Raw genomic sequence first — 22197 nt, 5'->3', positions numbered from 1 at the left:
TCGCTGCGGTCCCGTAACCGCGGCCGAGCGCCGATCAGTTGATCGCAGTCCTGACGCCGCCTACGCCCGTCGGAGCGCCGGCGGCACCTCGAGGGCGACGACCTCGTGTCGCGTCTCCCGCTGGTGGTCGGTGCCGATCGCCATCGCTTCGTCGCGGTCGTCGGCCGCGTGTTCGAACGAACAGCCCTCACACTGCACCAGGAACTGTTTCAGGCCGTCGGTCTCGGTCGGCTCCCTGTTCGTGAGCATATCCACCCGTTCACCGCGTGATCGCTTGAGCCGTTTTCCAAAAGGGTTTGGCATACAGTCACACTGGCTTGTCATCGACGGTGGGGTGTTCGGCTCCCGTCCGGGAGCTTCCTCCCGATTATCTAGTCACCGGCCGACGACAGATCACGACGCGCGACGGTCGTCCCGACGCGACCGATGCGGCGGCGCCCGGCGCGAGCGCAGTCGCCGCCGCGAGACGCGTCGCGATGGGAAGGTAGATATCAATCGACTGTGACGTAGTCGGCGTATGAAACGTCTCCTCTCGAGCCTCGGTATCGGGGCTGCAACGGTCGATACGATCCTTCCGACGACGCTCACCGCGGGCCAAACCGTCGACGCGCGCGTCGACGTCACCGGCGGAAACGACGCGCAGGAAGTCGACGGCATCTACTTCGCGCTCGAGACGCGCTACGAGACCGACGAGAGCGCGCGGACGGGGACGATCGATTCGTTCCGCATCGCGGATCCGTTCACGATCGAACCCGGCGAGGACAGGTCGTTCTCCGTGTCGATCGACGTGCCCTACCACACGCCCGTGACGATGGGAAAGACGGAGGTCTGGCTCGACACCGGCCTCGACATCGACTGGGCCGTCGATCCGGACGACACCGATCCCGTCGAAATCGAGCCGGATCCGCTCCGGCGGACGCTGTTCGACGCCGTCGAGTCGCTCGGATTCACGCTCCGAACTGCAAACTGCGAGGCCAGCGAGTCGCTGTTCTCGAACCACCGGTTCGTCCAGGAGTTCGAGTTCGTCCCCCGATCGGGTCCGTTCGCCGGCGAGCTGGACGAACTCGAGATCGTTCCGCTGCCGGAGGGCGACGACTTCGACCTGCTGGTCGAGGTCGACCGCCGCGGCGGCCTGCTGGCCGAACACTTCGACGCCGACGAGAGCCACGAGCGCCTCTCGCTCGACGCGACGACGACCGACCTCGAACGCCGGCTGCGCTCGACGATCGAGCGCAATCTCTGAGGCGTCCGTAGCGTCGAGCGCTCACTCGGCGTCGGTCGCTCGGGCCGTCCCGTCCGCCGCCTCGCCCGGTTCGTCCTCGTCGATCAGCGATCCCTTCCACGTGCCTCGCGAGAACCACGCGACGGCGGCGATAGCGCCGACGATGTCGCCGGCGACGACGCCGGTCCAGATCCCCCGCGGCCCCCACTCGGCGACGAACAGCAGGGCGTAGGTCACGGGCACGCGGACGAGCCACAGCCCCAGCACGGAGAAGACCAGCGCGGTCTTCGTGTTGCCGGCGCCGCGGAAGGCGCCCAGCACGACCTGCATGACGCCCATGAAGACGAAGCCGACCGCGGCGAACCGGAGGTAGGTGGAGCCGTAGGCGATCGTCTCCGCGCGACCCGCCTCCTCGGCAGTCACGAACACCGAGACGAACGGTTCCGGGAAGAGCGCGGCCAGCAGCGCCGCGACGGCCATGATCCCCGCGATGGTGCCGCCGGCGATCCGCGTCGCTCTCTCGGCGCGGTTGCCCTTCCCCGCGCCCAGGTTCTGGCCGACGATCGAGTCCGTCGCCTGTCCCATCCCCATCGCCGGCAGGAAGGCCAGCGAGATCAGCCGATTGCCCAGTCCGTAGGCCGCGACGACCGCCGGCTGGAAGGTGACGACCATCGCCGTCATCGCCACCAGCGCCAGCGCCGACATCGACTGCTCGAGTGCGGTCGGGACGCCCAGCCGAACGATCTCGGCGACGTACTCGAGCCGGGGCCGGAGGTGTTCCGGGCGGATCTCCGGGCCGACGTCGCCGAAGTACAGCAGGTAGAAGCCGATGGCCGTCGCCAGCCCCCGCGAGATGACGGTCGCGACGGCCGCGCCGGCGATCCCGAGGCTGGGCAGCGGCCCGACGCCGAAGATCAACAGCGGATCGATGACGAGGTTGAGCAGGACGCTGACGACCATCACCCGCATCGGCGCGCGGGTGTTGCCGTACCCCCGCATGAGCGCGGCGAAGACGAAGAAGCCGAACACGAAGGGGATCCCGAGGAAGAAGATGCGCAGGTAGTCGGCGGCCAGCGGGATGATCGCGGTCTGGGTCTCAGGATCGGCGGGCAACGCGGCCAGCATCGAGTCCGTCGCGAGGAAGCCGACGATGCCGAGCGCGACCGCGACGAGCGAGATAAACGAGATCGTCTGGCCGGCGATCAGGCCGCCCTCGCCGCTCTCGGCGCCGGTGTGCTGGGCGAGCAGGATCGAGCCCGCGGTCGTGAAGCCGCCGCCGACGGAGATCACCAGAAAGAGGAGCGGAAAGGCGAGGCTCACCGCGCCGACGGCGTCGGGCGAGAGCGCGCCGAGCCAGAAGGTGTCGCCGACGTTGTAGGTGACCTGCAACAACTGGATGACCACGAGCGGCCACGCCAGTTCGAACATCGGCCGGACGAGCGACCCGTCGGTGAGGTTGCTCGCGTCCGGCGCCGGGCCGGAGGACATACCTTACAACAAGCTTTCGAGTTACTTTATCATTCGCGAGGTGTGATACCTTCGAGCACGATCAGCGTCGATCCGTCGGTCGCCATCCTGCACCCGCTCCGACTTACGGCCGGCCGTCCTCGAAGGCGCGTTTGACCTCGAGCGCGGCCGTCCGGTCGTTCAGATCGACGCGCCGGGCGATTTCGGTTCCGGGACCGGCGTCGTCGCGCCGCCAGTCGTTCGGGTCGGTCTCGTCGGCCGTCGCGGCGCCGTCGGTCGACGTCGAGTCCGCCCGCGACGCGGTGGCTTCGACCGTCACCGAGTCGTACTCCGATTCCGGTCCGTATCCGGGTCCGCGTCCGGCGTCGCCGACCGTGTGACGGGCGGGTCCGCGTCCGGCGTCGCCGACCGTGTGACGGGCGCGGCCGGCGTCCGGTTGCTGGGTCCACCCGGGAGCGCGCCCCGCGCCCGCCCCGATACCGAGACAGTCCCGACAGATGTCGTTGCTGCCCCACGCGAGCGTGTAGAACGGGACGCCCAGAACGACGACCTGTCGAGCGTAGCGACGGTGCACGCCGTCGTCGATGACGCGCTCGCAGTGGACGCAGCGCTGGGTCCCGGACTCGAGCGGACGGTCCTCGAAGCGGTACTCGAGCCCGAACGTGTGGGCCGGATACAGCGGGAGCCCCTCGAGCGTCCAGAGGACGAACAGACTCACGCAGAACAGGACAGCCGAGTACCACATCGCGACGCGCGGTTCGGCGACGGCCATCGGCCCGGCGAACGAACCGACGAGGATCGCGACGGGGAGCAGTCGCCGTATCAGCGCGAATATCTCGACGTGGATGCGGATCGCTGCGTCGTCGGGCCGTTCCATCGACTCGACGTTCGGACAGCGACTGGTAAACGTTTGTGGCAATCAGTCACCGCGGTGTCACGAGCGGCGCGGCGGACTCAGTCGGCGATCGCTTCGTTCGCGTCCGTCTCCGCGGCGGCGTTCTGGATCCAGAGGTCGCCGAACAGTTCGTCCTGCTCGAGACGGATCCGGCCGCGGTGGGCGAGAAAGAGCAGCGCCAGGTAGGTCATCACGCGCGTCCCGCCGACGGCCTCGATTTCGGCGTAGAGCACCTCCTCGCGGCCCGCTTCGTACTGGGCCTCGAGTTCGGCCTCGACGTCGTCGATGACGGCCTCGATGTCCTCCTCGTGGGTCGTGTGGGTGACGTCGTCGCTGGTCGGCTCGTCGTCGACCCGGAAGTCGTCGTTGGCGTGGTAGTCGAGTTCCTGGACGCCCCGGTCGTACCCCTGGGGCGACTCGCTCGTGTCGTAACTGCGCGATTCCTTCCACCAGGAGTCGCGTTCGGCCGACCGCAGTTCCCGGACGAGTTCGTCCAGCGTCTCGGGCTTGCCGCGAGCCTGCTTGCGCTCGAGGCGCCGTTCCATCTCCGCCTCGAGGCTCTCGACGGGGTCGAACCCCGGCGGGTGCGCGCCGCCGTCGTCGCCCTCGGGCTCCATCGCCCCCTCGTCGGCGAAGGGGGCCTCCCACGGCGGCAGTTCCTCCTCCTCGGGCTCGTCGGTGGCGAACAGTTCGTCGCTTTTCATCCGCAGGAGGACGCTCGCGTAGAACAGCGCCCGCCCCGAGGTTCGCAGGTCGGCGTCGTCTAACGCCTCGAGGAACTTGTCCGTCACCTGCACGACGTCGATGTCCCACGGGTCGATCTCGCCGTCCTTGGCGAGTTGCACCAGCAACTCGACGGGCTCGACTTCGTCGTCCGCGTCGTCGCCCGCTTCGTCCGCGTCGGCGTCGACCTCGGCGTCCGTCGTCTCGTCCTCCGAGAACTCGAGGACCGACGACTCGGCGTCGGCGTCTCGAGGGGCAGCATCCGCACTCGAGTCCCCGGGCCGCTCGCGGTCTCCCGGTTCCCTCCGGTCACCGCTCGACTGTTCGGAGCCGCCGTCAGGCGGCTCCCTCTCCTCGTGTCCGGTGATGTTCAGGGGGATGTCGTCCCGTCCCCCGTCCGTATAGAACTCGTCGCGATCACCGCCTCGCGGGCCGTTCCGCTCCCCGCTCGGTTTCTCGGAGTCGCTTCGCGACTCCCTGCTCGCGCCTTCGGCGCTCACGGTTTCACCGTTCGCGTTCTCGAGGCCCTCACTTCGGTCGCGCCTCGCATCGCTCACATTCTCCGAGCCGCGTGGCGGCTCGCTACCTCGCGGATCACTTCGTTCCTCGCTCGGTTTCTCGGAGTCGCTTCGCGACTCCCTGCTCGCGCCTTCAGCGCTCACATTCTCCGAGCCGCGTGGCGGCTCGCTAGTCACTAACAGGCACCTCCTCACCGCTCGCGTCGGCGCCGTCGCTCAGGTCGATCCCGGTGACGGCGCTGACGTTGTCCTGTTGCATCGTGACGCCGATCGCCCGCTCGGAACGGTCGAGCATCGCCGAGCGGTGGGAGACGACGACGAACTGGGCCTCGTCGGCGAGTTCGTCGACCATCTCGCCGATGCGCTCGGCGTTGACGGCGTCGAGGAAGGCGTCGACCTCGTCTAAGGCGTAGAACGGCGCCGGGTTGTGCCGCTGGATCGCGAAGATGAAGGCCAGCGCGGTCAGGGACTTCTCGCCGCCGGACATCGCGTCCAGTCGCTGAATGGGCTTGTCGCCCGGCTGGGCCTTCATCGTCAGCCCGCCGTCGAAGGGGTCCTCCTCGTCCTCTAGGTGCAGCGTGCCGGTCCCCTCCGAGAGCTTCTCGAAGATCTCCGTAAACTGCGCGGCGATCTCGTCGTAGGAGTCCATGAACGTCGCCTTCTTCTGGGTCTCGTACTGTTCGATCCGGTCGCGGATCCCCTCCGCCTCCTCGACCAGCGTCGCCTTCGCGTCCTCGAGTTCCTCGAGGTCGCTTTTGACCTCGTCGTACTCGTCGATCGCGAGCATGTTCACCGGCTCCATCGCCTCCATGTCCGCTTGCAGGAGGTCGATCATCTCGAGGACGGTCTCGTGGTCGGGGACGTCCTCGGGATCGTAGTCGCCGACCTCCGATTCGAGGCTCTCGATCTCCCACTCGAGGTCGCCGACGCGGTTGCGACAGTCCTCGAGTTTGCTCTCGACGGCGTTGACCCGATCCTGTTGCCGGTCGCGTTCGGCCCGCGCGTCGGCGAGTTCGTCCTTGAGCTCGCTGCGCTCTTCCTTGAGTTCGGTGAGCTCCTCCTCTAACTCCGCGACGGCCTCGCGTTTGTCCTCGAGTTTCGCTTCCTTCGCCTCGATCTGCTCTTCGAACGCCTCGATCTGCTCCTCGTGTTCGGCCTTGCGGTTCTGGGCCGCCTCGATCTCGTCGTGGCGGTCCTCGATGGCGTCCTCGGCGTACTCCTTCTCCAAGCTCAGCTCGTTGAGCTTGCTGTCGAGGTCGGCGATCTGGTCCTCGCGGTCGTCGATCTCGGCCTCGAGGGCCTCGATCTGGGCGGTGAGTTCGGGGATCTTCGAGTCCTCGAGCTCCGTCTCGAGCTCCTCGATGTCGGCCTCGATCTCCTCGACCGCGGCGGTCTTCTCCTCGATCTCCCCGGAGATTTCGGTCATCCGCTCGTCGACGGACTCGCGTTCGTCCTCCAGTTCGTCGAGGTCGTCCTCGAGGGCCTCGATCTCGGCCTCGATGGTTTCGCGCTTCTCCGCGAGGTTCTCGCGTTCGTTCTCGATCGAGCGCACCTCGTCGGTCGCGTCGGTCTTGCGGTCGCGGGCGTCGTCCAGTCGCTCCTCGACGTCCCGCAGCTCCTCGCGGAGGGACTCGCGCTCCTCCTGGAGTTCGGTGATCTGCTTGGCGACGCGCTCGAGTTGGCCCTCGCCGCCGCCGGTAAAGGAGTAGCGCGAGCCGCTGCCGGAGCCGCCGGTCATCGCGCCGCTCTTCTCGACTAAGTCGCCGTCGAGGGTGACCATGCGGTAGTCGCCCATGTACGAGCGGGCCGTCTCTAAGTCCTCGACCACGAGAGTGTCGCCGAGCACGTACGAGAAGACGCCGGCGAACTGGTCGTCGAAGTCGACGAGGTTGTACGCGAAGTCGACGACGCCCGGATCGCTCGGCGCCGACGGCAGTCGGCGCTGGCTCATGTCGGTCAGCGGGAGGAACGTCGCCCGCCCCGCGTTGCGGGACTTGAGGTGGTCGATACACTGCTGGCCGACGACGTCGTCGTCGACGACCACGTTCGCGAGGCGCCCGCCCGCCGCGGTCTCGCAGGCGACGGCGAACTCGCCCGGCACCGACCCCAGCTGGGCGACGGCGCCGTGGACGCCGTTGATCCCCGCGTTGAGGATCGTCGTCACCGCGCGGCCGAAGGAGGTGTCGCCGCTCTCGCCCGCGTTGGCCTCGAGTTCGGCGTACTCCTGCTGTTTGGCCTGAATCTCGTCGTCCAGTTCGTCGACGTCGGACTGGATGCGGCGCTTCTCGCTTTTGAGGTCGTCGACGACGCCCGCGATGTTCTCGCGGTTCTTCTCGGCCTTCTCGAGTTCCCGCTCGAGATCGCTGCGCCGGCTCTCGATCTCGGGGATCTCCTCGCGTTTGTCCTCGATCGCCGCCTCCTTCTCCTCGATTTCGGTCGAGCGGCGCCGGGCCTCGTCGAGCAGGCGGTCCTGCTCGCGCTGGAGGTCGTTCTTCTCGGTCTTCGCTTCCTCGAGTTCCTCCTTACGCTCGGCGAGTTCGGCCTTCAGCTCGTCGAACTCGGTGTCGACGGCCTCGATCTCGGCCTCGAGTTCGTCGCGCTCGGCCTCCCGGTCCTGAATTTCGCTCTTGAGGGAGGCCTTCTCGAGTTTGTGCTCGCGCATCTCGTCCTCGAGGTCGTCGATCTGTTCCTGCTTGCGGTCGATCTCGACGAACGCCTCGCGGCGGTTCGATTCGGCCTCCTCGATGGCCGCCTCGCTGGCCTCGATCTTGTCCTCGAACCGGGAGATCTCGCCTTTGATCTCCTCGATCTCGCTTTTGATCCGGAGCTGTTCGTCCTCGCCCTTGCGCTCGATTTCCGCGTTGAGATCCTCCAGATCTTCCTGGAGGCGGACGACCGTTCCCTGGCGCTCGTCGAGTTCGCGCTGGAACTCCTCGAGTTCGTCCTCGAGTTCGGCGGCCGTCTCCTCGGCGTCGGCGAGCTCGTCGCGTTTCTCCTCGAGTTCGCTGGCCTTCTTGTAGCCCTCGTACTCCTCCTTCTCGCGGCGCAGGCGGCGGTAGCGCATGGCCTGCCGGCGCTCGTCGGCGAGCTGGTCTAAGCGGTCGCGTTTCTCTTCGATCCGCAACTCGGCCTCGTCGATGCGTTCCTCGACGACCTCGAGTTCCTCGAAGGCGTCCTCCTTCTTCGCGTCGAACTCGGCGACGCCCGCGATCTCGTCGATGATCTCCCGGCGGGCGTGGGGCGTCATGTTGATGATCTCGGTGACGTCGCCCTGCATGACGACGTTGTACCCCTCCGGCGTGACGCCCGCCTGCGCGAGGAGGTCCTGAATGTCCGAGAGGTTGACCGCGCGATCGTTGAGGTAGTAGTAGGAGTAGTAGTTGTCCTCGGTCTCCTTGACCCGGCGGCGGATGCGGATCTCGTCGACGTCGCCGACGTCCTCGCTCCCGGCGGCGTTGACGACCTGCGAACGGGTGAGCGTCTCGTCGGAATTATCGAGGATGACCTCGACGGTCGCCTCCCGGGGCCCGCCGGAGTTCTCGCCGTCGTCGTGACCGGGATTGTAGATGAGATCGGTCAGCTTCTCCGCCCGGATCCCGCGGGTGCGGGCCAGTCCGAGCGCGAAGAGGACGGCGTCGATGATGTTCGACTTGCCCGAGCCGTTCGGGCCCGTGATAACCGTGAAATCCTCGTAGAACGGAATTTTCGTCTTTCGGCCGAAGCTCTTGAAATTGTCCAGAACGAGTGCCTTGATATACATTCTCTTAGCGCGCCCTCCATCCCTGCGGGGAATCGTGGTCGCTACGGTCGCGATATCGGTGCGACCGAGCCGTGACCACGCGGTTATGCGACAATAATATCGTCGCTACCTGAGTCTTCCGCTTCGTCGGTCGTCGTCTCGTCGTCCGCCTCGGCGTCGGCTGCGGCCTCGGCGACCTCGTCCGGTTCGGCCTCCGCGGTCACGTCGACGTCCGGCTCGCTTTCGCCCTCGGTGGCGCGCCGATCGGGAACGCGCGTCGGCGTCTCGGCGTCGAGTTCGGCCTCGAGAACGCGAATGCGCTCCTTGGCTTCGATCAGTTCGTCCGTCAGTCCCTCCACCGTCGACTCGAGTTCCGCAACCGTCGATTCGAGCTCTTCGACGCGGTTATTCGGCATACCCTCTAGGGGTCTGTCTGGACACATAAACGTACGTCAGACAATACTAGTCGTTCTGGTACTTTCCGAACGGTCGCGACCGTCGGGCCGCGCAACGAGCCGACGACGCCGGGGCGGCCGGCGGCGCTCAGTTATCGTCTTCGCGCCACTTGTGCTCGCATTCGGTACAGATGAAGAATCGCGTCTCGGACTCGTCGGCCGAGCGGATCTGTTGCATGTACCAGTGGGCGCGGTCGTTACCGCACTCGGGACAGTGGGCGTCGGTCTCGGGCAGCGAGGTCTCGCCGGAGGACTCGATGATCTCGCTGGCCTCCTGGCTGTCGGTCACGACGTACTGATCCGCGTCGCCTTTCGGCTCCGTGTAGCCACAGCTCCCGCACTTCCAGCGGCCGTCGTCGGCTTTCATCATCGAACCGCATTCGTCACAAAATTCCATCGTTGTCCGGGATACGTCGGCCGAGCGACTTAAGCCACCCGTTCCGTTCCCCCGGCCGTCGCGTCGGCGTCACGGCCGTCGGTTTTCCTCGAGTCGCGAGATCGCGATACACCTTCTCTCACACGGGCAGTCGGGATTCCTGTTTTTATATAGCCGGTTGTGATACGCTCGGGTATGTTCGGAACGAGCGGTATCAGGGGCGCGGTGGGCGACGAGGTGACGGCCGAACTGGCGCTGTCCGTCGGCCGTGCGCTCGCTACGGAGGGGTACGAACGCGTCGTCGTCGGTCGCGACGTCCGCGAGAGCGGGACGGTTCTGGTCGACGCGCTGACCGCCGGCGTTCGCGAGTGCGGCGGCGACGTCGTCGACGTGGGCGTCGCGCCGACGCCGACGGTCGCCCGCGGCGTCGACTGGCTCGAGGCCGACGCGGGCGTCGTGATCACGGCCTCGCACAACCCGGCCACGGACAACGGCATCAAACTCTGGTCGCCCTCCGGCCAGGCCTTCGACACCGAGCGCCGCGAGACCATCGCGAGCCGCGTCGAGACCGACCGGTACGACCTCGCGGCCTGGGACGGCCTCGGGAGCCGAAGCCGGGACGACGGACTGCTCGAGCGCCACGTCGAGGCGATCGCGGACCGCGTCGACGACCTCGACGGGCTGGACGTCGTCGTCGACGTCGGCAACGGCGCCGGGAGCGTGACCGCCGACGCCCTCCTCGAGTTGGGCGCGTCGGTCCGCACCTTGAACGCCCAGCAGGACGGCCGGTTCCCTGGGCGGCCCAGCGAACCCAACGAGGAGACGCTCGGGGACCTCCAGGAACTCGTCGGCGCGACCGACGCCGATCTGGGCGTGGCCCACGACGGCGACGGCGACCGGATGGTGGCCGTCGACGAGCGCGGCCGATTCGTCCCGAAGGACCTCCTGCTCGCGCTGTTCGCCCGCGAGGCGGTCAGTACCGGCGACCGGGTCGCCGCGCCCGTGGACACGAGCCTCGCCGTCGACGACGCGCTCGCGGACGTCGGCGCCTCGGTGACCCGCACCGCCGTCGGCGACGTCTACGTCGCCGAGCGGGCGACCGAACCCGATGTCGTCTTCGGCGGCGAACCCAGCGGCGCGTGGATCTGGCCCGACGAGACGCTCTGTCCCGACGGCCCGCTGGCGGCCGCCAAACTCGCGGCGATGGCCGCCGCCGAGGGCTCGCTCGCGAATCTGGTCGACGACCTCGAGACCTACCCCATCCGCCGGACCTCGATCGAGGTCGACGACAAGGAACGGGTCATGGAGACCGTCGAGTCGACCGTCCGCGAGCGCTACGACGAGATCGACGCCTTGGACGGCGTCCGCATCGATCACGGCGACGGCTGGACGCTCGTCCGCCCCAGCGGCACCGAACCCGTCGTTCGCATCACCGCCGAAGCCCGCGACGACGAGCGCGCCGAGGCGCTGTTCGAGGACGCCCGCGAAATCGTCCTCGAGGCGAACGAGGAATCGGACGTGGCGCCCGCCGAATGAGGTACTTCACACGGCGGATACGTCGTCACGCCGTGCGCTGAACTGACGAGATACCTGTGCGGTGGCGTGCGCTGTCGATCGTATCCGAACGCGAGTGAGGATCGATCGCCACTACCTCCCGAGCGAACGAATCGGCTGGGGAGGAAGTGGAAACCCCCGTTGCCAGGAGCCACACACCGCTCGAGAAGAACCGATTCTCGAGTCACACATCGAGTATCTTCACGGTCTCACGCCCGAGTCCCAACGGTCTCGAGCACGTCACAGCCCGATCGAGTCGTGACGTTTCCCTTCTCACTCGAGTCTACGCTCGCCGACTATTGACTACCGTTCGCCCGACATCGCCGAGAACAGCCGCTCCTCGAACTCGTTCCTCGAGATGCCGTCGGAGGGGCCGATCCCGTCTATGTGATCGACCGAGACCTGGCCGCCGCCCATCCGGGCGTGGCCGCCCGCGTTCGCCATCGGAATGTCGCTGATGGCGTGGCGGAGCGTCTCGCCCATGTGGACCCGATCGTCCCGGGAGCGCCCCGAGAGGTGGATCGTCCCGTCGTACTCGCCGTAGACGACGACCGCCGTCACGCCCTCTAACTGCATCAGTTCGTCCGCGGCCTGGGGGATCGCGTCGACGTTCGAGATCTCGCCGACGCCGCAGACGGCGAAGGGTCCCTCGACGCGTTTCTCCGTGATCGCCGTCGCCTTGACCTGCAGGACGTCGTCGCTGACCTGGGGGTTGGCGACCCGATCGAGCAGGTCCTCGTCGATGGCGTCGAACAGCGCGGCGCAGGCGTCGAACTCCGCCCGCGAGCAGCCGTTGGTCAGGTGCTTCGTATCCGACTGGATGCCGTAGAGCAGCCCGGTCGCCAGCTCCGGCGAGACCTCGAGGCCGTCCCCGCCGTTCATCGACGCGCCGAGTTCGTCGAGATACTCGACGACGATGGTCGAGGCGGCGCCGTACTCCGTCCGAACGTCGGTGAACTCCGTTCCCGCGCCGTTGCCGGGGTGGTGGTCGACGACCGCGATCGGTTCGACGGTCTGGGAGCCCGCGAACCCGCGGGGCGTGTTGTGATCGACGAGGACGACGGCGTCGGCGGCCAGTTGCGAACTCGACTCGATGGCCTCGAGGTCCAGGTCGAGGACGGTCCGGAACGCCCGGTTCTCCTGGTGGCGGATCTCGCCGGCGTACTGCAGCGTCGCCTCGGTGTCGACGGTCTCGGCGATCCGAGCGACGCCCATCGCACAGGACATGGCGTCGGGGTCCGGGTTCGGGTGCATCACCACCGCGACGTGGTCGTACTCCCCCAGCAGCCGCTGGAAGCGAACGCCTGGCGGCCGCCGGAACCAGCTGACGACCCACCAGCCGCCGACGGCGACCGCGACGGTCGCCACCACGAACAGCGAGAGCATCAGCGGCTCGAGGGACTCGAGGAATTCGCGGAGCGGCCCGACCAGCGCTGTACCCGACCGGCGAAACGCGCCGCTGGTCGAGCCGTTCCGAGCGATCATACATCACCATTAAATTGAATCGACAAGAAATTTCCCCCTCGGCGACCCGAATCGATGGGTCTCGAGGCGAGTTCTCGGTCGGAGCGTCGCCAGCTACTCGGTTCTCGGTTCTCGGATCTCGGTTGGCGCGTCGCCGGCCGCTCAGCGCCCGGTCGGAGTACCGCCGGCCGCTCGGTTCCCGTCGGACGCCTCGAGTCGCTCAGAGCCCCCGCTCGCCGTCTCGGTAGGCCTCGATGGCGTCCCGGTACCCCTCGCGGTAGGTCGGATACGCGAACTCGTAGCCCAGTTCGCGCAGTTTCTCGTTGGCACAGCGCTTGCTCGTCAGGATGCGCCGCTCGCCGGCCTCGGAGACGTCGTCGTCGGCCAGCCGCTCCGCCTTCGTCCGTTTGGGCGGCTGCTCTACCCCGCACTGCTCGGCCAGCCAGTCCGCGAACGCCCACTTGCGGGCGGGTTCGTCGTCGACCACCTGGACGACCTCCCCGCGCGCGAGGTCCGCCTCGAGCAGGTAGCGGACGGCCCCCGCGGCGTCGTCGCGGTGGACCATGTTCAGGTACCCCTCCGTGACGGGTCCCTCGAGGTAGCGCTCGAGACGGTAGCGGCCGGGGCCGTAGAGACCGGCGTAGCGCGCGACGGTGCCCTCGAAGCCGTACTCGACGGGCAACTCGCGGGCGATCCGTTCGGCCTCGGCGAGCACCTCGGTCTTCTCGGTCGTGGGCTCGATCGGCGTCTCCTCGTCGACCCAGTCGCCGTCGTGGTCGCCGTGGACGCCCGTCGACGAGGTGTAGACCAGCCGCTCGGGCGAGTCCTCTCGCCCACCGAACTGCTCGATGGCCGTCCGGAGTCCCTCGACGTAGACTTCGCGGGCCGCCTCGGCGCCGCGCCCGCCGCTGCTGGCCGCGAAGACGACGGCGTCGACGTCCGGGACGGCCGCGAGCCCCTCGCGGTCGGTGACGTCCGCCTGTACGGCCTCGAAGCCGGCGTCCTCGATTGCCCCAACCCCCTCGTCGGATCGGCGCACGCCGATCGCCTCGTGACCGCGGTCGGTCAGCTGGCGACCCAACTCGAGGCCGACGTGGCCACAGCCCAGAATTGCAACGTTCATACCTCGACTCGCGGGTGAAAGACCATAATATCACTGCTCGAGGAGACGATTATCGGATTCTTCACGGCCCAGCAAACGGAGTGTGCAGCGTACGCGCCACTCCTTTCTCGTCGACGGTCGTCGATCGCCGCGTCCGACTCAGGGCGCGCCGTCGGCGATCACGTACTGGACGTGGACGAACTCCTCGAAGGACATCGGCGCGCGGCGCTCGATCTTCTGCTGGATCTCCTTCGCGTCCATGTCGATCGCGAGCTCGCTCTCGACGGCGTCGACGTCGAGGACGGCCGTCGTCATCCCCAACAGGAGGTGGTCGCAGGCGATCTCGACCATCTCGTCGGGCTCGGGCTCGCCGTCCGCGAGCGCCTGGATCTGGGCCGCCTCGAGGAGCGTGAGATCGGGCGAGTCCCCCTCGAGGAGCGCGTCGGCGGTCTCGCGGTCGACGTCGGTTCGGTCGGCGACGGCGTCGACGCCGTGCTGGGTGACGACCGCCCGGAGGTCGTCCTCGTACTCGGCGCGGAGGTCGGCGGGCGAGTCCGGGGCGTTCATCCGTTGCTCGTAGAACATGCCCGGAAGAACGGGCATCGCGTTGAAAGGTATTATTATCGAACCCGCCGGCGGCCCGTCGATGGCTGTCGGCTCGAACCACCGCGTTCGCTGCAATTGTCCACCGGAACGTTCAACTGGGCATACTTACATGAGCGTGATATGAAAGTTGCCCTGATCGGTGTTGGTCAGGCCGGTGGCAAGGTCACTGAACGGCTCGCCCGCTTCGACGCGGAGATGGGCTTCGGAGCCGTTCAGGGCGCGCTGGCCGTCAACTCCGCCGAACCGGACCTCCGGTCCCTCGAGTACGTCGACACGCAGTTGATCGGCGCCGACCGCGTCAACGGCCACGGCGTCGGCGGCGATAACGAACTCGGGACCGAGATCATGCAGGCGGACATCCAGCAGGTGATGAACGCGCTCGACGGCCGCGTCACCTCCAAAGCGGAGGGGATCTTCGTCGTCGCCGGCCTCGGCGGCGGCACCGGCAGCGGCGGCGCGCCGGTCGTCGTCCACCACCTCCAGCAGATCTACGACATCCCCGTCTACGCGCTCGGGGTCCTCCCGGGGCGCAACGAGGGCGCGCTCTACCAGGCCAACGCGGGTCGGTCGCTGAAGACGATCGTCCGCGAGGCCGACGCGACGCTGCTGGTCGACAACGACGCCTGGCACGAACAGGGCGAGAGCGTCGAGGGGGCCTTCGAGACGATCAACGAGCGGATCGCAAAGCGGGTCGGCCTGCTCTTCGCCTCCGGCGAGGCCGTCGAGGGCGTCGGCGAAAGCGTCGTCGACTCGAGCGAAGTCATCAACACGCTTCGCGCGGGCGGGATCGCCGCGCTGGGGTACGCCACCGAAGCCGCCAGCGAGGACAGCGCCGAGAACGTCAACACGGCCATGAGCGTCTCGCGGCAGGCGCTGCTGACGGGCACCAGCCTCCCGGACGCGACGACCGCCGACTCGGCGCTGCTGGTCATCGCCGGCGAACCAGACCGCATCCCGCGCAAGGGCGTCGAACGGGCCCGCCGCTGGCTCGAGGACGAGACCGGCAGCATGCAGGTCCGCGGCGGGGACTTCCCGCTCGAGAGCGACCGATTGGGCGCGCTCGTCCTGCTGGGCGGGGCGGAGCGGTCCGATCGCATTCAAGAATTCATGGAGCGCGCACGCGAGGCCGAGAAGGCCCAGGAACGCGAGGAGGAGCAGACCGATCCGGCCGAACAGTTCGCCGACGATCGACTCGAGGATCTCTTCTAGCCGCGGTTTCCGACGGACTCGAGCGAGGAGCGTTTTGCCCCGGATCCGAAACTGGTTGACAAGTGCCGACTATCCGGAGACGTCGCCGGTTGACCAGCCGACCACTCAGCGAAACGAGGGATAGCGAGCGGTGTCATTTATAAGCACTCTCGGAACCCATGACACAGTCCATCACAGTAAGAGGGAGGCCCTGCCAACGGTTTTCAGGGGGTTGTGGACCGGTAGGTTTAAATTGAAGGCACCAATAGGTACGGCTACCAGAACGCCACCGGGGCGCGTATCGCTCGACGATCGATGACAGGAAATCTTATTCACCGAGGTTTCGCAGATCGTGAGCAGATGCTGTGTACAGCCGCTCGTTTCCGTTCGACGGTACCCGTCAGACCGACGGGTGTCCCGTCTGTGAAACGGGCGAACATCCCCGGTGCGGGTATGGCACAGAGGCTTGAATAATACATGGTAGACGAATCAAAGAACATCGAACTGACGGAGGACGACCTCGAAAACAAATCGAAAGGGCAGCTCATCAAGATGGCCGGTCAACTGCGGGATCGGCGAAACGAGCTGAACCAGATGGCGTCCGAGCGGGCGTCCAAGCGCGACGACCTCAACGCGAAGACACGCGAGAAGGTCGACGAAGCTCAGGAGCACCGCGAGAAACGCGACGAGCTCAACGAGCAGGTCCAAGAGCACAAGGAAAAGCGCAACGAGCTCAACGCCGAGGCCAACGAGCTGTTCGACAAGGTCGAGAAGCTCAAGTCCGACATGGAGCTCGACGAGGGCAAGGACTTAGAGGACCTCGAGGAGGAGATCGAGGAACTCGAGTTTAAGCAACAGACCGAAGTCCTCTCGAGCGAGGAGGAGAAGGAGCTCATCGAGAAGATCGAGTCCAAGCGCGAGGAGTACGAGTCCCGCAAGGAGAAACTCGAGCAGAACGAGGATCTCGAGGAGCTCGTCGAGGAAGCCGAGGAAGTGCGATCGGAAGCCTCCCAGCACCACCAGAAGGTGACCGAGCTCGCGGACAAGGCCCAGGAACACCACAACCAGATGATCGAGGCCTATCGGGAGGCCGACGACATCCGCGACGAGGCCGACGAGATGCACGAGAAGTTCGTCGAGGCCCAGGAGGCCGCCGACCAGCACCACGAGGACTTCGTCCGCGTCCAGAAGCGCCTGCGCGAGCTGGACAAGAAGGAAGAGGAGGAGCGCAAGTCCGAGCGCGACAAGAAGAAAGAGGAGGCCAAGGAAGAGGCCGAGGAGATCTATCAGAAGTTCAAGGAGGGCGAGACCCTCGACACCGAGGACCTGATGAAGCTCCAGAAGACCGGTCTGCTCTAGATCGGTCTCGTCTACCGGCGGTTCGGTTTTCTCTCTTTGCTGCGTTTTCGACGCCGGCGCCTCGAGACGGGAGTCCGGCCAGCGCGCGCTCTCGAGAACGACCGCGCGCTGGCCGTTCACTTCGGCCGGCAGAAAATTCTCACGGCGTGTAAGCAGGGTGAGCTATTTTAGTGCCGGCCGGGGTCGGATGTAGACGAGCGCGTAATGGATACGGACACGAATCGAGTAGCCGAGCGACCGACCGGCCGCGGTACCGCCGCCGAGTTCGGTAGCGGACTCGATCCCCACGGAACGGAAGACGGGTGGCGAGACGATACGGGAGCGACGGTCGTCGATGGCCGAACGGTCGTCGCCGACGGTGATCGTTCCGAGCGAAGCTATACGAGTCTCGACGCCGTCGTCGAAACCGTCGCTGCGTCCGCCCGCAAGCCGGTAACGTCCCCGCAGTCGCGCCCGGGTCGATCCGTCGAGACCGACCGCGAACGGCGGGTATACGGTCCCTACTAGTGCACCCGTGGAATCGATCGACCGATAGCAGACCCCGATTCGAGTTAGTGAGCCTATACCGATGACAGTTGATAACAGTGCTTCGAGCATGGATCGACACGACGACGATGCGGGCGTCCTGATACCCGGCATCGATGCACCGAGTACCGTCGCCTGTCTCCGTTCGCTGCGACCGCGCGGCATCCGTACGATCGTCGGCTCCGAGTCGTCGACGACGCCGGCGTCCCGATCGACGTACTGCGACGAGTTCGTCGAGCTGCCGGATCCGGCCGACGATCTGTCCGCCTACGGCGACGCGTTGCTCGCGGTCGCCGAGCGGTCGGACGTCCGAACGATCATCCCGGTCCGCGAGGAGGACGTCTACGTCCTCGCCGATCGCAAGGCGGCGTTCGCCGACGTGATCGACACGAACTGGCCCGATTTCGAAACGCTCCGACGGGTTCAGGACCGCGTCGAACTCTTCGCCGCCGCCGACGCGGCCGACGTGGCGGTCCCGGAGACCGCGCTGTTAGACCAGTGGACCGACTGGGACCAGGAAACGATCGTAAAGCCCCGATACACGGTCGCCGCGCCCGCCTATCTCGATCCGGGCGCCGACGAGATCGAGATCGGCTCGACGGAGTACCAGCAGCCGGGGACGCCGCCGGACCTCCAGACCGTCGTCGAGCGCCGCGGGCACGTCCCGCTGGTCCAGGAGCGGATCCCCGACTCCCGCGAATTCGGCTTCTTCGCCCTCTACGACCGCGGCGACCCGGTCGCCACCTTCCAGCACTGCCAGCGCCGCGGCTGGGAGTACTGCGGCGGCCCCAGCGCCTACCGCGAGTCGGTGTACGATCCGGACCTCGAGGCGGCCGGCCGGGCGCTGCTGGACGAACTCGAGTGGCACGGCCTCGCGATGGTCGAGTTCCTCCGGGACCCCGTCGACGAGGAGTACAAGCTCATGGAGATCAACCCGCGCTTCTGGTCGTCGCTCCCGTTTTCCGTCCGCGCGGGCGCGGACTTCCCCCACTACTACTGGAAGCAGGCGATCGGCGAACCGGTCGCGTCCGACGACACCTACGAGGTCGGCATCGGCGGCCACCTGCTCCGGGGGGAGCTCAGCTACCTCCACAGCGTGGCGACCAAGGAGTACCCGATGGTCGAACGCCCGTCGCTCGCGGGCGCGGTGCGCGACGTCGCGACGTCGCTCGTCAGTCAGCCGCGGTTCGACTACGCGGTGGCCGACGATCCCATGCCGTTCGTCCGGGACGGCATCAACCTGGTCGAAGCCTACCGCGAGAGTCGATCAGCGTCGGAGTCAGCCGACGACTCGAGCGAGGCCGACGACCGCGATCCGACGGACGTACCGCCACAATCGACGCGTTCGCACGGGGCGTCGCCGTCGCAGACGTCCCAGGGACTCGACGACTGAATCGGCGCGTCGCCCGCGGCCCCGCGGGACCGCGGGCTGACAGGTCGCCGGAACCGCCAACGCTTACCGGGTACCGTACGGAGATGATCGTATGAGACGAGGTGTCCGCTGTGATCGGTAGCGAACGGATCGATCGACTGCTGATCGTCGTCGTCGGCGTCGCCGCCTTCGCCGCGGCCGGGTTCGCGCTGTTCGTCGTCTATCCGGACTCGCTGGCGGAGCTACTCGGCGTGCTCGTCGCGCTCGCGGTCGCGGCGCTCGGCGTTCGCTTCTCGAGCAATATCGCCGCGTCGCTGTACCCCGACTACGACGTCGCCGAGGTCGCCGTCGAAGGACCCATCACGCGCGACGGCGGCGGCGGGTCGCTCCCCTCGAGTCCGCGGGGGACGCCGGCCGACGACATCGTCGACCAGATCGACCGGGCCGACGAGGACGACAGCGTCGACGCCCTCCTGTTGAAGCTGAACACGCCCGGCGGCGAGGTCGTCCCCAGCGACGACATCCGGCTGGCGGCCGAGCGGTTCGACGGGCCGACGATCGCCTACGCGACCGACGTCTGCGCCAGCGGCGGCTACTGGATCGCCAGCGGCTGCGACGAACTCTGGGCCCGCGAGGGCTCGATCGTCGGCTCGATCGGCGTCATCGGCTCCCGGGTCAACGCCAGCGACCTCGCCGAGAAGGTCGGCCTCTCCTACGAGCGGTTCGCCGCCGGCGACTACAAGGACGCCGGCACTCCGCTGAAAGAGATGGACGAGGACGAACGCGCGTATCTGCAGGGGCTGATCGACGACTACTACGACACGTTCGTCGAGCGAGTCAGCGACGGCCGCGACCTCGACACGGAGTTCGTCCGCGACACCGAGGCGCGGATCTACCTCGGCGAGCAGGCCCACGACCTGGAGCTCGTCGATCGCCTCGGCACCCGCCGGGAGATCGAGGACGAACTGGCCGACCGCCTCGAGCGCGACGAGATCAGCGTCGAGGAGTTCGAACCCGAACGGCCGCTGATGGCCCGCATCGGCACCGGCGCACAGCGAGTAGCCTACGCCTTCGGGGCCGGTATCTCGGGTCTCGCCGAGGACCGGGAGTTCCGCCTGCGGACCTGATCGAACGCGCGCGGGCCGTTCTCGTCGATCGCTCGGCGCCTCGATCGCGTCGAACGAGTAAGTGGTTTTATCGTCACACGGAATGCATCGCCTACCGTGACAACGCTGGTCGTCTGTCTCGACCGGACCGACGACGTCGGTCGCAAGACCGGACTGCGCTCTCCAGTCGTGGGCTGGGAGGCGGTCCGCGCGCTCGTGACCGACGTCGGACTGGCGGATCCGGAGGATTCGGGGGTCAACTCCCTGCTCGAGACGTTGCGCGTCGCCCAGAACCTCCGCGACGAGAACGAGGAGGTCGTCGTCGCGGTCGTCTCGGGCGACCGGGAGTCGATGGTCTCGGCGGACAGAGCCGTCGCGACGCAACTGGACGAGCTCGTCGCCGAGTACGATCCCGACTCCGCGGTCGTCGTCATCGACAGCGCGGAGGACGAGCGACTGGTGCCGATCGTCGAGAGCCGCGTCCGGGTCGATTCGGTCGACCGCGTCGTCGTCCGTCAGGCCCGAGACATCGAGTCGACCTACTACCTGCTCAAGCAGTTCCTCGCCGACGAGGAACTGCGCCAGACCGTCCTCGTGCCGATCGGGCTGACGCTGCTGGTCTTCCCGATGCTCGCGAGTTTCGTCGGTCCCGCGGAGGGCGCCGCCGCGATCACGACCGTCATCGGCGTCTTCCTGCTCTACAAGGGATTCAATATCGACGAGCGGGTGACGAGAGTCGCCCACCAGGTGCGCGAATCGCTGTACTCCGGCCAGGTCTCGGTCGTCACCTACGTCGTCGCCGCGGGGCTGACCCTCGTGGGCGTCTTCGCCGGCGCGTTAGGCGTCTCGACGCTCGAGGACACCCCCGGCGTCGTGGTGCCGGCGATGCAGTTCGCCTTCGACAGCGTCCCCTGGCTCGCGATGGCCGCGCTGACGGCGAGCGCCGGCCGCCTGCTCGACGAGGCCATCGGTGACGGGCCGATCCGCAGTTCGTACCTCAACCTGCCCTTTATCGTTATCGCGGTCGGGCTGGTCGTCCGGGGGTTCTCGGCGTACTTCCTCGAGCAACAGCGCGTGATCGATCCGTTCGTGGTACCGGCCTACGAGTTCGGCGTCATCTCGAACGAACAGTTCGCGGTGTCGGCCGGCGAACGGCTCGCGCTGTTCGTCGTGAGCGGGATCGTGGTCAGTCTCGTCGGCGCGCACCTCGCGTCGTACTTCAGCACCAGTCGAGAGGAAGGCGAACTCGCCGACGGCGGCCCCGAGGCCCTACCGACGGGCGAGACGGTGTCGGAGCCGTCCGCGAGCGCCGAATCGACGTCCGAACGCACCGACGGCGGGCCGCCGACGTCCCCGACGGACGCCGCCGACACCGATCGTGGTGCGGCGCCCCGATCGGGATCGGAGTCGGCGTCCGATTCGACCTCGAGTACCGACGCCGATTCGGCCGAGTGAGCCGTCGGCGGCCGGACTCGTCACCCATATACTCCTCTGGCGCAACGGGTCTCCCATGAGCGACGCAGACGGGACGTGGGTGAGCCTCTTCTCGGGTGGCAAGGACTCCTCGTGGGCGCTGTACCGGGCCCTCGAGACGGGACGCGACGTCTCCCACCTCGTGACGGTCCACCCGACGGGCGACTCGTACATGTATCACGTGCCCGCGACCGAACTGGCGGCCCTGGCCGCCGAGAGCATCGGCATTCCGCTGGTCGACGTCGAACCCGACGACTTCGAGGCCGCCGCCGCCGCGGACTCCGGCGCGCAGGGTGACGACGAGCTCGAGCCGCTCGAGGCCGCCGTGACCGACCTCGACGCGGACCTCGAGGGCGGCATCGCCGGCGTCACCGCGGGCGCCGTCGAGAGCGAGTACCAGACCAGCCGCATTCAGGGGATGTGCGACCGGCTGGGCTGTGAGCTGTTCGCCCCGCTCTGGCAGGAAGACCCCCGGGAGCTCGCCGACGCGATGCTCGAGGCCGGCTTCGAGATCGCGATCATCCAGGTCGCCGCCCACGGGCTCGACGAGTCGTGGCTCGGCCGGACGCTCGATTATGCGGCGCTCGAGGAACTCGAGGCGCTCAACGAGGAGTACGGCGTCCACGTCCTCGGGGAGGGCGGCGAGTTCGAGACGCTGGTCGTCGATGGACCGCACATGGATCGGCGGATCGACCTCGAGTACGAGAAAGAGTGGGAGGGAACGCGCGGACGGCTGCGGATTACGGATGCAGAGCTAGCGTAAGTACCGCGAGCGATGCGCGGTTCGGTGGTCGACGGCCGAGAACCGCGAGAACGCGAACGGGCGTGTAGCGCCCGTGAGCGAGCGAAGCGAGTGAGCGGCTTTTTGGTCCAGATTTTTTCGCGAGCGGTGAGGAGCGAAGCGACGAACCCGAGCGAAAAAAGGTGGTTCTGAGACGCTGGTCGTCGATGGACCACACATGGATCGGCGGATCGACCTCGAGTACGAGAACGAGTGGGACGGGACTCGCGGGCGATTGCGGATTACGGACGCCCGACTCGAGTAGCGACCCG

19 protein-coding genes and 1 pseudogene are annotated in these 22197 nt (G+C 67.3%); 9 read left to right on the top strand and 11 right to left on the bottom strand.

From position 1 onward, the window contains the following. Positions 1–60: 60 nt before the first annotated feature. Positions 61–249 carry a hypothetical protein gene (locus HTZ84_RS10235; RefSeq protein ID WP_008896581.1) on the bottom strand — a complete coding sequence of 63 codons (189 nt, stop codon included), beginning with the start codon at positions 247–249 and terminating at the stop codon, positions 61–63. A gap of 268 nt (positions 250–517) precedes the next feature. Between HTZ84_RS10235 and HTZ84_RS10230 the strand changes: the two genes are divergently transcribed. After that, complete coding sequence (locus HTZ84_RS10230; protein WP_174680581.1) at positions 518–1243, top strand: sporulation protein; 726 nt, start codon at positions 518–520, stop codon at positions 1241–1243. 21 nt (positions 1244–1264) lie between these two features. On the opposite strand, the gene HTZ84_RS10225 is transcribed toward HTZ84_RS10230, so the two are convergent. The 6 genes from HTZ84_RS10225 to HTZ84_RS10200 form a co-directional block, all read right to left on the bottom strand. Next, complete coding sequence (locus tag HTZ84_RS10225) at positions 1265–2710, bottom strand: MATE family efflux transporter (protein WP_174680580.1); 1446 nt, start codon at positions 2708–2710, stop codon at positions 1265–1267. Between the two features lie 103 nt (positions 2711–2813). Further along, complete coding sequence (locus HTZ84_RS10220; protein ID WP_174680579.1) at positions 2814–3566, bottom strand: hypothetical protein; 753 nt, start codon at positions 3564–3566, stop codon at positions 2814–2816. Positions 3567–3643: 77 nt separating this feature from the next. Next, positions 3644–4807, bottom strand: coding sequence for a segregation and condensation protein A (locus HTZ84_RS10215; protein WP_174682566.1), 1164 nt, complete (start codon positions 4805–4807; stop codon positions 3644–3646). A gap of 187 nt (positions 4808–4994) precedes the next feature. After that, a complete protein-coding gene (smc, locus tag HTZ84_RS10210) occupies positions 4995–8585 on the bottom strand; it encodes a chromosome segregation protein SMC (RefSeq protein ID WP_174680578.1) in 3591 nt (1196 codons plus the stop codon). 83 nt (positions 8586–8668) lie between these two features. Further along, on the bottom strand, positions 8669–8980 hold the full coding sequence (locus HTZ84_RS10205; RefSeq protein WP_174680577.1) for a DUF7518 family protein: 312 nt from the start codon (positions 8978–8980) through the stop codon (positions 8669–8671). 127 nt (positions 8981–9107) lie between these two features. Then, on the bottom strand, positions 9108–9416 hold the full coding sequence (locus tag HTZ84_RS10200; RefSeq protein WP_174680576.1) for a transcription factor S: 309 nt from the start codon (positions 9414–9416) through the stop codon (positions 9108–9110). A 174-nt stretch (positions 9417–9590) separates the two neighbouring features. On the opposite strand from HTZ84_RS10200, the gene glmM reads away from it, so the two are divergent. After that, positions 9591–10931: a phosphoglucosamine mutase gene (gene glmM / locus HTZ84_RS10195; protein WP_174680575.1), complete on the top strand. Its 1341-nt coding sequence runs from the start codon at positions 9591–9593 to the stop codon at positions 10929–10931. A gap of 321 nt (positions 10932–11252) precedes the next feature. Here glmM and HTZ84_RS10190 read toward each other — a convergent pair whose 3' ends face one another. The 3 genes from HTZ84_RS10190 to HTZ84_RS10180 all read right to left on the bottom strand — a co-directional run bounded on the left by HTZ84_RS10190 (position 11253) and on the right by HTZ84_RS10180 (position 14100). Beyond that, positions 11253–12434 carry a DHH family phosphoesterase gene (locus tag HTZ84_RS10190; protein ID WP_174680574.1) on the bottom strand — a complete coding sequence of 394 codons (1182 nt, stop codon included), beginning with the start codon at positions 12432–12434 and terminating at the stop codon, positions 11253–11255. Positions 12435–12633: 199 nt separating this feature from the next. After that, the gene (locus HTZ84_RS10185; RefSeq protein ID WP_174680573.1) at positions 12634–13536 is read right to left on the bottom strand and encodes an SDR family oxidoreductase; all 903 of its coding nucleotides are present in this window, start codon (positions 13534–13536) and stop codon (positions 12634–12636) included. A gap of 138 nt (positions 13537–13674) precedes the next feature. Then, positions 13675–14100 (bottom strand): DUF5791 family protein, encoded by a 426-nt coding sequence (locus tag HTZ84_RS10180; RefSeq protein WP_174680572.1) that lies wholly within the window; start codon positions 14098–14100, stop codon positions 13675–13677. Positions 14101–14241: 141 nt separating this feature from the next. On the opposite strand from HTZ84_RS10180, the gene HTZ84_RS10175 reads away from it, so the two are divergent. Both HTZ84_RS10175 and HTZ84_RS10170 read left to right on the top strand, forming a co-directional pair. Further along, positions 14242–15330: a tubulin/FtsZ family protein gene (locus HTZ84_RS10175; protein WP_174680571.1), complete on the top strand. Its 1089-nt coding sequence runs from the start codon at positions 14242–14244 to the stop codon at positions 15328–15330. Between the two features lie 456 nt (positions 15331–15786). After that, positions 15787–16668, top strand: coding sequence for a coiled-coil protein (locus HTZ84_RS10170; RefSeq protein ID WP_174680570.1), 882 nt, complete (start codon positions 15787–15789; stop codon positions 16666–16668). 162 nt (positions 16669–16830) lie between these two features. Here the strand turns inward: HTZ84_RS10170 and HTZ84_RS10165 are convergent, their stop codons facing one another. After that, a complete protein-coding gene (locus tag HTZ84_RS10165; RefSeq protein WP_174680569.1) occupies positions 16831–17265 on the bottom strand; it encodes a hypothetical protein in 435 nt (144 codons plus the stop codon). Between HTZ84_RS10165 and HTZ84_RS10160 the strand changes: the two genes are divergently transcribed. The 5 genes and pseudogenes from HTZ84_RS10160 to HTZ84_RS22830 all read left to right on the top strand — a co-directional run. After that, positions 17264–18586, top strand: coding sequence for a carboxylate--amine ligase (locus HTZ84_RS10160; protein ID WP_174680568.1), 1323 nt, complete (start codon positions 17264–17266; stop codon positions 18584–18586). The genes HTZ84_RS10165 and HTZ84_RS10160 overlap by 2 nt on opposite strands. Positions 18587–18696: 110 nt before the next feature. Beyond that, complete coding sequence (sppA, locus tag HTZ84_RS10155) at positions 18697–19692, top strand: signal peptide peptidase SppA (RefSeq protein ID WP_174680567.1); 996 nt, start codon at positions 18697–18699, stop codon at positions 19690–19692. Between the two features lie 96 nt (positions 19693–19788). Beyond that, entirely contained in the window at positions 19789–21126 is a 1338-nt protein-coding gene (locus HTZ84_RS10150; protein ID WP_174680566.1) for a DUF373 family protein, read from the top strand. A gap of 55 nt (positions 21127–21181) precedes the next feature. Continuing rightward, the gene (locus HTZ84_RS10145) at positions 21182–21907 is read left to right on the top strand and encodes a diphthine--ammonia ligase (protein ID WP_174680565.1); all 726 of its coding nucleotides are present in this window, start codon (positions 21182–21184) and stop codon (positions 21905–21907) included. A gap of 160 nt (positions 21908–22067) precedes the next feature. Beyond that, positions 22068–22190, top strand: a pseudogene (locus HTZ84_RS22830) (diphthine--ammonia ligase); the annotation flags it as partial. Positions 22191–22197 lie beyond the last annotated feature (7 nt).

The sequence above is a fragment of the Haloterrigena gelatinilytica genome (genome assembly GCF_013342145.1).
Taxonomy (GTDB): domain Archaea; phylum Halobacteriota; class Halobacteria; order Halobacteriales; family Natrialbaceae; genus Haloterrigena; species Haloterrigena gelatinilytica.
This window is presented reverse-complemented; position numbering and strand designations above follow the sequence as displayed.

Coding starts and splice junctions, on each gene's coding strand:
- HTZ84_RS10170 (WP_174680570.1), top strand. CDS start 15,787: ATGGTAGACGAATCAAAGAACATCGAACTGACGGAGGACGACCTCGAA.
- HTZ84_RS10200 (WP_174680576.1), bottom strand. CDS start 9,416: ATGGAATTTTGTGACGAATGCGGTTCGATGATGAAAGCCGACGACGGC.
- HTZ84_RS10160 (WP_174680568.1), top strand. CDS start 17,264: ATGGATCGACACGACGACGATGCGGGCGTCCTGATACCCGGCATCGAT.
- glmM (WP_174680575.1), top strand. CDS start 9,591: ATGTTCGGAACGAGCGGTATCAGGGGCGCGGTGGGCGACGAGGTGACG.
- HTZ84_RS10190 (WP_174680574.1), bottom strand. CDS start 12,434: ATGATCGCTCGGAACGGCTCGACCAGCGGCGCGTTTCGCCGGTCGGGT.
- HTZ84_RS10235 (WP_008896581.1), bottom strand. CDS start 249: ATGCTCACGAACAGGGAGCCGACCGAGACCGACGGCCTGAAACAGTTC.
- smc (WP_174680578.1), bottom strand. CDS start 8,585: ATGTATATCAAGGCACTCGTTCTGGACAATTTCAAGAGCTTCGGCCGA.
- HTZ84_RS10225 (WP_174680580.1), bottom strand. CDS start 2,710: ATGTCCTCCGGCCCGGCGCCGGACGCGAGCAACCTCACCGACGGGTCG.
- HTZ84_RS10185 (WP_174680573.1), bottom strand. CDS start 13,536: ATGAACGTTGCAATTCTGGGCTGTGGCCACGTCGGCCTCGAGTTGGGT.
- HTZ84_RS10220 (WP_174680579.1), bottom strand. CDS start 3,566: ATGGAACGGCCCGACGACGCAGCGATCCGCATCCACGTCGAGATATTC.
- HTZ84_RS10145 (WP_174680565.1), top strand. CDS start 21,182: ATGAGCGACGCAGACGGGACGTGGGTGAGCCTCTTCTCGGGTGGCAAG.
- HTZ84_RS10180 (WP_174680572.1), bottom strand. CDS start 14,100: ATGTTCTACGAGCAACGGATGAACGCCCCGGACTCGCCCGCCGACCTC.
- HTZ84_RS10205 (WP_174680577.1), bottom strand. CDS start 8,980: ATGCCGAATAACCGCGTCGAAGAGCTCGAATCGACGGTTGCGGAACTC.
- HTZ84_RS10230 (WP_174680581.1), top strand. CDS start 518: ATGAAACGTCTCCTCTCGAGCCTCGGTATCGGGGCTGCAACGGTCGAT.
- HTZ84_RS10175 (WP_174680571.1), top strand. CDS start 14,242: ATGAAAGTTGCCCTGATCGGTGTTGGTCAGGCCGGTGGCAAGGTCACT.
- HTZ84_RS10165 (WP_174680569.1), bottom strand. CDS start 17,265: ATGCTCGAAGCACTGTTATCAACTGTCATCGGTATAGGCTCACTAACT.